This is a genomic window from Mycobacterium sp. TH-M103 (assembly GCF_057473785.1).
The window spans coordinates 1-9,918 of sequence record NZ_JBYCLG010000308.1; the positions used below are offsets into that span (position 1 = coordinate 1).

A 9,918-nucleotide genomic window follows, 5' to 3' on the forward strand; every position below is an offset into this window, starting at 1 on the left:
GGTCATGTCGTTGATGGTCGTCTGCATCATGTCGGCCTGGTGGAGCATGTCGGCCATCTGGTCTTCCTGGTACTTCTGGTTCATCTGCTGGGTGACACCCTGCATGCTGATCTGGAACGGGATCGAGGTGTGCTCGATCGGCGTGCCCTCCGGCCGGGTGATGGCCTGCACGCGACCGATTCCGGGGAGCCGGAAGACCGCCTTGGCGATCTTGTCGATGACCAGGAAGTCCGCGGAATTGCGCAGATCGTGGTCGCTTTCGATCATCAGCATTTCGGGATTCATCCGCGCTTTTGAGAAGTGCCGGTCCGCGGCGGCGTAACCCTCGTTGGCGGGCAGGTCCGCCGGCAGGTAGTTGCGGTCGTTGTAGTTGGTGCGGTAGCCGGGCAGGGTGAGCAGGCCGACCAGTGCGACCATGATCGTCATCACCAGGATGGGTCCGGGCCACCGGACGACGAGAGCGCCGACCTTGCGCCACCCGCGGATCCGTTGTGACCGTTTGGGTTCCAGTGTCTTGCGGAAACGCGATGCCACCGAGATGACGGCAGGGCCGAGCGTCAGCGCCGCGGCGACGACCACCACCATGCCGATTGCCAACGGGATTCCCAGCGTCTGAAAGTAGGGCAGGTTGGTGAAGTGCAGGCAGAACGTGGCGCCGGCGATGGTCAGGCCCGACCCGAGCACGACGTGGGCGGTGCCGTGGTACATGGTGTAGTAGGCGTCTTCCCGGGATTCGCCGACCGACCGGGCCTCCTGATATCGGCCGATCAAGAAGATCGCATAGTCGGTGGCGGCCGCGATCGCCAACGTGACCAACAAGTTCGTGGCGAACGTGGAGAGCCCGATGATGTTGTAGTAGCCCAGAAAGGCGACCATGCCCCGGGCGGCGGAAAGCTCGAACACCACCATCAGCAATGTGAGCAACACCGTGACGACCGACCGGTAGACCAGCAGCAGCATCGCGATGATCACCGTGAAGGTCGCCGCCGTGATGAGTTGCAGGCTGCGGTCGCCGGCCTCGTGCTGGTCCGCCGACAGCGCTCCGGGCCCGGTGACGTAGGCCTTCACCCCTTGGGGGGCGGGCACACTTTTGACGATGCGCTGGACGGCTTCCACCGATTCGTTGGCGAGGGCTTCACCCTGGTTGCCGGCCAGATAGACCTGCACGTAGGCGGCCTTGCCGTCGTTGCTCTGGGCGCCCGCACCGGTGAGCGGATCGCTCCAGAAGTCCTGCACGTGCTCAACGTGTTTGGTGTCGGCGTCGAGCTTCTTGACGATCTCGTCGTAATAGGCGTGGGCCGCGTCACCGAGCGGCTGCTGGCCCTCCAGCACGATCATCGCCGAGCTGTTGGACTTGTACTCGTGGAACACCGCGCCCATGCGTTTCGTCGCTATGACCGATTGCGCATCGTCGGGGGCCATCGACACGGAGCGCATCTTGCCGACCTCGTCCAGCTGGGGTACGACGATGTTGAGTACCGCGATGACCGCGATCCAGCCGAGGATGACGGGCACGGCGAACTTCCGGATGAGGCGCGGTATCGCAGGCCGCTCTTTGACGGCGGCGATCGGAGCGGTGTCGTCCAGGTGTCTGCTCATGCCGACTTCACCAAGCAGAAGGTCAGGGCGTGCACACCGGTGGTCATGTTCTCGTCCTTGACTTCGTCATCGATGGTGATGCGGCAACCGAGTTGGTCACCGCTGCTTTGTGCCGAGATGTTCGGGAAGACCGACGGGGCGGTCGTGGACAGGACCAGCGTCCACGGCAGCGGCGCATTGTCGACGCGCTGCGGGTCGGCGCTGAGGTCGAGATAGTTCACGTTGGCGTGACTGGCCGAGCCGAAGACCTCGTATTTGACGACTTTGGGCTTGAACGGTGTGGATTCATCGCGCCGGGGGCTGATCATGACGCCCGTGTTGTTCTCCCCGAAGAACGACTTGACCCGCGCCACGGTGAAGCCACCGACCACGACCACCGCCGTGATCAACAGCGGTAGCCACGCGTTGCGCACAACCTTCGATATCTGCACCCGGGTGCTTTCCTTCCTCGTCGCGCAACAGCGGTGTGGACGTCGTCGGGGTTGCCCCGTGGGCGGGAACGGGAGCGGCGCTGATCGCTTGCGCTACAACGGAATCCGTAGGCGATCGTCAGACGTTGCGATGAGTCTGCGCCCCCGAACCGCTTAGCGTGACCGCGATCAGAGCATAGTACATGTTGTGCATATTTTGCAGTCTATGCAAGTTCGTTGGCGGTGTTTTGCGTCACTTCGTGAAGATGCTGTGGACCAGCGCGGCGGCGCGCTCCACGTAGGGCATCGGCGTGTCGTCGGCGTCCTCGGGCTTGCCACCAGACCAGCGCTCGATACCCGAGCGCACGGCCGTCAATGCCAGGGCGGAAATCATCGCGGGGACCTCGTCGTCGGGCCGCATACCCTGGCGGCGCGCGACGATGTCGGTCAGGTGGGTTTGGAAGCGCTCCAAGTCGGCGAGGAAGGCGGCCAGCACCGCGGGGGTGGTTTTGGCGAGCTGCAACATGCACACCGCCTGCTCGCGCTTGGGCGGCGCGTCGCGAAGGTGGTGGGCCGCCAGCGTGATCAGTTCCGCCAGCACCACCGAGTAGGGAGCCGGTCCGGACGCGACGAACTCGGCGACGAGTTCCGGGGGGATGTCGGAGGGGCCGTAGGCGATCGCGGATTCTTTGTTGGGAAAGTAGTTGAAGAAGGTGCGAGAGGAGATGCCGGCCTCGACGCAGATCTCGTCGATCGTGACCCGGTCGAAGCTGCGTTCGCTGGCCAGGCGCACGACGGCGTCCCGGATGTCCATGCTCGTCTGGCGGCGCCGGCGCTCGCGGAGTCCGATCTGATTGGCCATAGCACTCAATAGTTGCACAATCTGCAAACTCTGCAGTCACAACGTGATGGATCGCATGCCGATCCGGCCGGCCTCAGCGATGCGGGGCCGCCAGCGCAGCGCCCAGATGGGCGCACTGGCTGTCGAGGAAGTTCACCGAAATGGGTGCCTTGTCGGCGATCTGGTCGAACGCATGAAAGGCGCCCGGCGCGAGCTCCTGGTGCACGGGGACACCGGCGTTGCGAAGCCGCCGGGCATACTCCACGCACTCGGCGTAGAAGAGGTCCAACGTGCCGACCCCGATCCAGGCCGGGGCGAGACCGGACAGGTCTTTGCGCCGCCCCGGCACCGCCTCGAGCGGATCGGCGCCGTCGAGGTACCAGCGCCACGCCAGCTGGTTGTCGCTCTCGGTCCACATGATGCGTCTGGGCCCATCGCCTCCGGCGCCGGTGCGATCGTCGAGCATCGGATACACCAGCATCTGGAAGGCGAGCTCGACGTCGCCCCGATCATGGGCGCGCTGGGCCACGGCCGCCGCGAAATGCCCACCGGCACTGGCGCCCCCGACGGCGACCCGATCCGGGTCCACCCACGGCTGGCGCGCCAGCCAAAGGAGGGCCGCATAGCAGTCCTCGACTGGCGTGGGGTAGGGATGCTCGGGCGCCAGTCGGTGTTCGACGGCCGCCGCCGCGATCCCGGTGCGCCGGCACAGCTTGCGGAGATACTTGTCGTCCTGGGCGGCGACCCCCATGATGGTGCCGCCCCCGTGGATCCACAGCAGCGCGGGTGCCCGGTCGGGTGGCCCGGCCGGGCGGTGCAGGCGAACGGTGACGTGCTCGTTGACGGCGGCGACCGGCGTGTCGCGCAACCGGCCGGCGTTACCCAGGGCCGCCATAAGCCTTCGCTGCATCTTGTACCCGCGGTGCAGCGCGTATCCGCGGGGCAGGAACCGCGCGGCGGTGCGCAGGCCGGGGTCCACGACGTGCCGTGTCGTGAAGGCCTTGTCAGGGGGTCCGCTCACCATGGGTGCTCTCGATTCCCGCGCGCCGACAGGCCAGCATGACCATACAGGATGCGAAAAGTGAGCCAAGCCGTTCCAAGGGCTTCGAACCGGCTGATTGGGTGGGGTGCGGCGAGGGTATGCCGCGGCGTTTCTTCGACTCCGACAAACGTCATCAGCGTTCTTGATCCCCGTACCGGCGAGGTGGTGACGCAGGTGCCCATCGCCGAGCCGTCGGCATGCGATGCTGCGGACGTGCGTGCGGCCGGACGGCCGTGAAGGTGGTGCACTGGTCGTCGCCGGGTGAGTGAGCGGGCGCGCATTACTGCGACGAGCCTGTAGATTTTGCAGTTCCGCACTCGTACTTCGTCTGCGCATTTACAGGCTCGATGAAGTGTCATACCCCGGGAGACCGTCCTGATGGCAACGACGTGGCGCCGGCGCGTAGACGGCGCGGACTGGCAGGCCGTCACCGCCGACATGAACGAATTCGGCGGCGCGCTGACGTCCGAACTGCTCACTCCCACCGAGTGTGCAGCGCTCATCGCTCTCTACGCCGACGACCGCTTGTTTCGCGCCACCGTCGACATGGCGCGCCACCGCTACGGACGGGGGGAGTACCGCTACTTCGACCGGCCCTGTCCGCATCCCATCGACGAACTGAAACACGCGCTCTACCCCCGGTTGTTGGCGATCGCCCGCGACTGGTGGGCCAAGCTGGGCCGGGAGGCTCCCTGGCCCGACACTCTCGACGAATGGCTGGACCTGTGCCATCGGGCCGGCCAGACCAAATCCACGGCTCTCCTGCTCAAGTACGGTCCCGGCGACTGGAATGCCCTGCACCGAGACCTCTACGGGGACCTGGTCTTTCCGCTGCAGGTCGTCATCAACCTCAGTGCACCGGCCGTGACCCATACCGGCGGCGAGTTCCTGCTGGTCGAGCAGCGGCCGCGGGCGCAGTCGCGTGGTACGGCCAGCACGCTGCCGCAGGGGCACGGCTATGTCTTCACCACCCGGGAGCGGCCGGTCCGCTCGACGCGGGGATGGTCGGCCGTCCAAGTACGTCACGGAGTGTCGGTGGTCCGGTCGGGGCAGCGCTACACGCTCGGCTTGATTTTTCACGACGCCGCCTGACACCGCGGGGGAGCGCGGTCGACGAGGAACTGCGCGTCAGGCCAGCGCGCCGCGATGCACGGAAGGTGTTGCGTGCGGGTCGTCGCCGGACACCGGCGCCGCATCGTCGTCGGGCAGGGTGCTCAATCGCCCGCGTTGCGGCTCGCCGCGGTAGCGCGAGGGCTCGCCGTCGATCCCGCACGCCCGCCACAGCATGTGGGAAAGCGGATTCATCATCCCGGTGTCGTAGGCCAGCGCCCGCATATCGGCGAACAGGTCGCGCAATAATTTCTGCGATTCAGGTGACCCGAAGAACAGGTCCCGTTTTACTTCGGGCGGAATATCGAACTCGCGCCAAAACGCCTCCGGCGGAACAACAATTGCGTGGCACAACAGGCGCATGATCAACGGGAAATACAAGGAGAGCCAGAAGCGCTGCCATTTGGGCAGCTGCGGTAACCGCTTACGCAAGAATTCGTGCGCGAAGGAGATGTGCCGCGCTTCCTCGGCCACGTGGATGGCCATCACCCGCTCCATGATCGGATGCAGTGCCTTGCCCTCGCGCAGCACATCCTTCTGGGTGTGGTCGAGTGGTTCCTCGCCGGCGAGCACCCCGATGAAGAAGGCCACCGGCAGCGGACCGGCAGCTAGGGGGACCAGCGGCGAGATCCAGCGCAGGATGCGTGGCATGCCCGGAACGCCGTCGGCGACGCGGTTGACCATCTCCTGCAGCATCAGGGTGTGGTTGCCTTCTTCGATGGATTCGTGCAGGCAGTAGCGGTATTCCGGGGAGCCGTTGGGCAGCCAGAACGCGTAGTTCAGCAGGCCTCGGATCAGGACGGATTCGAAGTGGGTGCCCACCTTGGCGACGTTGGCCTGGCGCCACATACCGATCTTGATCTTGCGTTCCTCGGGCTGCCCCTGGTACCAGGGGTGGCGCCCCAGCGGATCGGTAGCCGGGAGGATCCACCGGGGATCGTTGTCGATGACCGCGAACTCCGGGGCATCCCAGTCGATGTCGGTATAGGGGTTGAAGTTCCGTCGCACCGATCCCTCGGACAACGTTGCGATGCTGCTTACGTACTCGGTGTCGTCACGCACCTCCATGTTGCGGTGCCAACGCCGGAGCAGAAGCCTCCTGGCCATTCACAGCCCCCGATAATGTTCAGATCAACACGTACACAACCAACAATCCTCGCGGCCTGGTCGGCGACAATGTCGCCTACGGCGACTTCCGCGAGGGGATTTCCGGCGTTTGCGCTGCGATTTTCCCGCTTCTCACTTGACCAGATCGCTCCCGTGCGGTCGACACGTCAAAAGAGCCGCTTTCTGGACTCGCATGGGGGTGAATATACCGTACCGACCTCCGCGCATCGTGGCGGCTTCGCGGAGGTGCCGGCAATGAAGCGCCAAATCACGCTCGGGCCAATGGGGGTTTCGCCGGGTTTCGCCGAGCAGATTTTTCGATGTCGTTCGCCGACTGTCCGGCACCATCGGGACGTTCGGCCGCCACCGAGACCCTCGCCGCTCGAGTCGCCGGCGCCGTGTCCTCCCGGCGCCGACGGAACGGCCGGCGACACCGACACGCTGAATCGGTCGTGGGAGCCCCAGCCCGACGGAACGCTTCGGGGCGTACTGACCGACACCGTTGTCGCCGTCAACTGCGGCGACCAGGGGTCGGTGTACAAGACGCCGATGGTCATAACGCGGGAAGGCGATGTTCCCGACGGCGTCACCGTGGCCGATCAACAATTGTTCGCCGACCCGGCTCTGTTCAAAAACCCGACTGCGACACCGATGGACTGCCGCCATTGAAATCAGACACCTCCCATCGGAATTGCCGTTGGTGATCCTCGGAATCGTCCTCGCGCTGGGGGGTGCGGCCCGGCGATTGCTGGCCGGGATGATCCGTCGCGGCAGCCGGCGCCGGCCGCCAAAGCGGCGCCCGGAGCGCCGAGGCGCATCCAGGCCGAGTCGCCGCACCCCGCGGCGCCGCAACGGCGCGCCCCGCGGCAAAAGGTGCGCCGGCGCTGCCACCCGCGCCGGCGGCACCGGCACCGTGCCGACCGGGGCCCAGTGCTGACCAGGTCTACCTCAAACTGGCCTCGCAGATTCCCGGCGTCACCGTCACAGATCCCAAGGTCGAATCGTCACCGGCCATGCCGTGTGTACCGGCCTCCAATGGCTCCAATGCGGGATGCCGCAGCCGCGACCTGCGAGCAACACGAACACCGCGCCCGCGCAGGCTCAGTCAGCCGTCGACGCTGCGATCACCGCGTACTGTCCCCAATATCGGCGTTAGCGGACCCGCCTGCCCTTCTCGGAGCGCGGCGATGAACTCCGAGGTGTAGTACTCGGCCGGTGTCTGCGAGTTCGGCGATGGGCGTTCGACGAAGACCCACGCACCGGTGGTATTCGGGGACAACGCGTCCCGCAGCGTCAGCGTCGCTGTCCCGGCGCCATCGGTCTCCATCGTCCCGTCGGTGACGCCGGCAGTGCACGACACCGAAGAGGCCGGTGCCTGGATCAACCTGACGTTGTAGCGAACTCCGGGTTCGACGGCCACGAGTTGGACGTGCGCGGTCACCGTTTGATTTGCGCCCGTGCCGATTACGGCTCGGGCCGTACCGTGTCCCCGCGACTGCATATTCACTGCCGGGGTGAAGTCGCACGCACGGAACTTCTGGGTGAGCGGCACCAAAGTGCTTGCGCCGGCGGGACTTGCCGCCACCAAGCCGCCGACGGCCCAAACCGCGGCAGCGGTGAAAACCTCGGCGCTCGCGATCGACAGCGCGGCTAGTTTGTCGTGGAGCACCCCACGATGGTGTGGTGCGAGGCGTGGCCCCGTCGCGCGGATGTGATCAAGCCCGCTCGGTGCCACGATAGTGACTCAGTTGACGCCACCGCTCCTCGAAAGCTCGGCGTTTACTACTTCAGTGGCGTTCTTTGGCGCGCGCTCCGGCGTCGCCGCTGGGCCGATCCGAGAAGACCGGGTGTTCGACCGGCTTCCCGGAGGCCTCGCCCGAGACCACGTATTCGGGCGCTTCAGGGTGGGAAAACAGGTTCGAGTTGTCCATGTGTGTCCTTACGAAAGAGGAGGTCGGCCGGTCCGCATCGGCGGTCGGACGACGATCGAATCGCACGCTGATCTCTTTTCTGGTGCGCCGACGATTCGCGATGACCGCTGGCAGGCGGTTCGTGTTCAACGGTACAGGCAGCGGGCGGGCGGTGCGCGCAGGTCTTGACCCCGGGGCGCACCGGGCCGGCATGTGCGCTATGCTCGTAGCAATGTTGGCCGTCCTACGGCGGCCGGCACGTCGTGAAACGCTTCTTCATCCTTCCGGCGTCCGCCCCGATCGAGTGGTTGGCGCACTGAATCCGGCGCAGTTCGTATCGCGGCGATCGATTTTGCCCACCGGCAATCTCGCCACTTTGTGCTGACCGAACGCGCGCATTTTGCCGCCAAGTCGGCACCACCGATGCTGAAAGACATCCAGTGACCACAGGCATGACATTTGCCGATCTCGGCGTGCGCGAACCACTCATCGAGGTGCTCGCCGCCCGCGGGATCAGCCATCCGTTTCCCATCCAGGTCGAGACACTTCCCGACACCCTCAGCGGCCGCGACGTCCTCGGCCGCGGCAAGACGGGCAGCGGCAAGACGCTCGCCTTCTCGATTCCTCTGGTCAGCAGGCTGGCCGGACACCGACGCCGCCCGTCCCACCCGACGGGTCTGATTCTGGCCCCGACCCGGGAGCTGGCCACCCAGATCACCGCGACCCTGGAACCGCTGGCCGGCGCCAACGGGCTACGTGTGACGACGATCTTCGGCGGCGTGTCGCAAAGCAGGCAGGTGGCGGCGCTGAAGTCCGGCGTCGACGTCGTCGTGGCCTGCCCAGGCCGGCTCGAAGACCTGATGAAGCAACGTCTGATCAGTCTCGACTCGGTCGAGATCACGGTGATCGACGAAGCCGATCACATGGCCGACCTCGGTTTCCTTCCCGGCGTCACCCGCATCCTGGCGGCCACCCCGATGGGCGGCCAGCGCTTGCTGTTCTCCGCGACCCTCGACAACGGGGTCGACAAGCTCGTCAATCGGTTCCTGCGCGACGCGGTGCTGCACTCCGTCGACGGCTCCGACTCGCCGGTGCCCGAGATGACCCACCACGTGTTCCACGTCTCCGACGCGCAGGCCAAGAAGGAGTTGGTCCACCGGCTCGCCTCCGGATCGGGTCGCCGCATCCTGTTCATGCGCACCAAGCACCAGGCGCGCAAGCTCGCCAGGCAGCTCACCGAATCCGGTGTCCCGGCTGTCGACTTGCACGGCAACCTGTCTCAGCCCGCGCGCGACCGGAACCTGGCCGCTTTCACCGCCGGTGACGCGCGCGTGTTGGTGGCCACCGACATCGCGGCACGCGGTGTCCATGTCGACGGGATCGAACTGGTCGTGCACATCGATCCGCCCGCCGAGCACAAGGCGTACCTGCACCGGTCCGGGCGCACCGCGCGGGCCGGCAATGCCGGTGATGTCGTCACCGTCGTCCTGCCCGAGCAGCGCAAGGACACGCACGCGTTGATGCGCCGTGCGGGCATCCGCGTCACGCCGCAGGAGGTCACCGTCGACTCGGCCGCCGTGCATGCGGTGGCCGGGGACGTGGCGCCGCACCGGGCCCCCGCGCCGAAGCAGGCCGTCCCCGCGCACACCGCGCAACAGCGCCCGGCGCAGCCTCGCCGCTCCGGTCCTGCCGGCCGGCGGCGCCGTTCGGCCCGCTCCCAGGGTTCGTCGTCGCAGCGCGGCAACAATTGTCAATAAATAGCACGGCTCGTGCTACGTTGATCGCGCGGATATTTTAGGTATATCCGCATTTGAAATGAGAGAAGAAAGTAAATGGCACAGGGGACTGTGAAATGGTTCAACGGTGAGAAGGGCTTCGGCTTCATCACCCCGGACGACG

General features: G+C 66.1%; 11 protein-coding genes. 4 read left to right on the forward strand and 7 right to left on the reverse strand.

Translation table 11 applies throughout. The features are described from left to right. The 4 genes from AC2VOR_RS17140 to AC2VOR_RS17155 form a co-directional block, all read right to left on the reverse strand. Positions 1-1,599, reverse strand: a 1,599-nt coding sequence (locus AC2VOR_RS17140) for an MMPL family transporter (protein ID WP_486964189.1), incomplete at its 3' end; no start/stop codon positions are given. Then, positions 1,596-2,030 (reverse strand): MmpS family transport accessory protein, encoded by a 435-nt coding sequence (locus AC2VOR_RS17145; protein WP_369738726.1) that lies wholly within the window; start codon positions 2,028-2,030, stop codon positions 1,596-1,598. The genes AC2VOR_RS17140 and AC2VOR_RS17145, both read right to left, overlap by 4 nt. A gap of 232 nt (positions 2,031-2,262) precedes the next feature. Then, positions 2,263-2,871: a TetR family transcriptional regulator gene (locus AC2VOR_RS17150; protein ID WP_369738725.1), complete on the reverse strand. Its 609-nt coding sequence runs from the start codon at positions 2,869-2,871 to the stop codon at positions 2,263-2,265. A gap of 73 nt (positions 2,872-2,944) precedes the next feature. Then, positions 2,945-3,874 (reverse strand): alpha/beta hydrolase, encoded by a 930-nt coding sequence (locus AC2VOR_RS17155; RefSeq protein ID WP_486964190.1) that lies wholly within the window; start codon positions 3,872-3,874, stop codon positions 2,945-2,947. Positions 3,875-4,270: 396 nt separating this feature from the next. Between AC2VOR_RS17155 and AC2VOR_RS17160 the strand changes: the two genes are divergently transcribed. After that, a complete protein-coding gene (locus AC2VOR_RS17160) occupies positions 4,271-4,984 on the forward strand; it encodes a 2OG-Fe(II) oxygenase (RefSeq protein WP_369738723.1) in 714 nt (237 codons plus the stop codon). A gap of 36 nt (positions 4,985-5,020) precedes the next feature. Here AC2VOR_RS17160 and AC2VOR_RS17165 read toward each other — a convergent pair whose 3' ends face one another. Continuing rightward, positions 5,021-6,109: an AurF N-oxygenase family protein gene (locus AC2VOR_RS17165; RefSeq protein ID WP_369738722.1), complete on the reverse strand. Its 1,089-nt coding sequence runs from the start codon at positions 6,107-6,109 to the stop codon at positions 5,021-5,023. Between the two features lie 534 nt (positions 6,110-6,643). On the opposite strand from AC2VOR_RS17165, the gene AC2VOR_RS17170 reads away from it, so the two are divergent. Next, the gene (locus AC2VOR_RS17170; RefSeq protein WP_486964191.1) at positions 6,644-6,778 is read left to right on the forward strand and encodes a hypothetical protein; all 135 of its coding nucleotides are present in this window, start codon (positions 6,644-6,646) and stop codon (positions 6,776-6,778) included. A gap of 436 nt (positions 6,779-7,214) precedes the next feature. On the opposite strand, the gene AC2VOR_RS17175 is transcribed toward AC2VOR_RS17170, so the two are convergent. Beyond that, complete coding sequence (locus AC2VOR_RS17175; RefSeq protein WP_486964192.1) at positions 7,215-7,550, reverse strand: hypothetical protein; 336 nt, start codon at positions 7,548-7,550, stop codon at positions 7,215-7,217. A gap of 346 nt (positions 7,551-7,896) precedes the next feature. Beyond that, positions 7,897-8,169 carry a hypothetical protein gene (locus AC2VOR_RS17180; protein ID WP_369738720.1) on the reverse strand — a complete coding sequence of 91 codons (273 nt, stop codon included), beginning with the start codon at positions 8,167-8,169 and terminating at the stop codon, positions 7,897-7,899. Between the two features lie 290 nt (positions 8,170-8,459). Here AC2VOR_RS17180 and AC2VOR_RS17185 point away from each other — a divergent pair, with 290 nt between their 5' ends. Next, the gene (locus tag AC2VOR_RS17185; RefSeq protein WP_369738719.1) at positions 8,460-9,776 is read left to right on the forward strand and encodes a DEAD/DEAH box helicase; all 1,317 of its coding nucleotides are present in this window, start codon (positions 8,460-8,462) and stop codon (positions 9,774-9,776) included. Positions 9,777-9,851: 75 nt separating this feature from the next. Beyond that, positions 9,852-9,918, forward strand: a 67-nt coding sequence (locus AC2VOR_RS17190; protein WP_486964193.1) for a cold-shock protein, incomplete at its 3' end; no start/stop codon positions are given.

Excerpts from the sequence above, each read along its gene's own strand:
- AC2VOR_RS17155 (WP_486964190.1), bottom strand. The coding sequence starts at position 3,874 with ATGGTGAGCGGACCCCCTGACAAGGCCTTCACGACACGGCACGTCGTG.
- AC2VOR_RS17165 (WP_369738722.1), bottom strand. The coding sequence starts at position 6,109 with ATGGCCAGGAGGCTTCTGCTCCGGCGTTGGCACCGCAACATGGAGGTG.
- AC2VOR_RS17160 (WP_369738723.1), top strand. The coding sequence starts at position 4,271 with ATGGCAACGACGTGGCGCCGGCGCGTAGACGGCGCGGACTGGCAGGCC.
- AC2VOR_RS17150 (WP_369738725.1), bottom strand. The coding sequence starts at position 2,871 with ATGGCCAATCAGATCGGACTCCGCGAGCGCCGGCGCCGCCAGACGAGC.